At 60.6% G+C, this 520-nt stretch carries 1 pseudogene; it reads left to right on the top strand.

The features are described 5' to 3' along the window. A pseudogene (locus ASU23_RS33645) lies at positions 1–520 on the top strand (DUF11 domain-containing protein); the annotation flags it as partial.

Here is a 520-nt window from a genome sequence, read left to right on the forward strand (position 1 = left end):
TCTTGATCCGGTGGTGTTGACCGATGATCTGTCGAAGGTTCTCGACAACGCGACGTTGGTGGACGGTTCGCTCAAGGCGACTGTCGACGGTGTCGACGGTGCTGCTCCGACCCTGTCGGGGACGACGCTCTCGTGGACTGGTGTGCTCGAGGCCGGTAAGTCGGTTGTTCTGACCTACCAGGTGAAGATCAACGACGGTGTTGCCGGCGGGGTTCTGATCAACAACAAGGTCACTGGTACTGCGAAGCCGCCGACGGGTCCGGAGATCACTCCTCCGCCGGTGACGACCGAGCATCCGGTGAAGGTTCCGGGGTTCACGGTCGCGAAGGCTGCGGATCCGGTGTCGGGTACCAATGTTGCTGCGGGTCAGACGATCACGTATACGGTGACGGGTGCGAATACGGGTAACACGACTCTTGATCCGGTGGTGTTGACCGATGATCTGTCGAAGGTTCTCGACAACGCGACGTTGGTGGACGGTTCGCTCAAGGCGACTGTCGACGGTGTCGACGGTGCTGCT

The sequence above is a fragment of the Rhodococcus sp. KB6 genome (assembly GCF_001445685.1).
Lineage (GTDB): Bacteria > Actinomycetota > Actinomycetes > Mycobacteriales > Mycobacteriaceae > Rhodococcus_F > Rhodococcus_F qingshengii.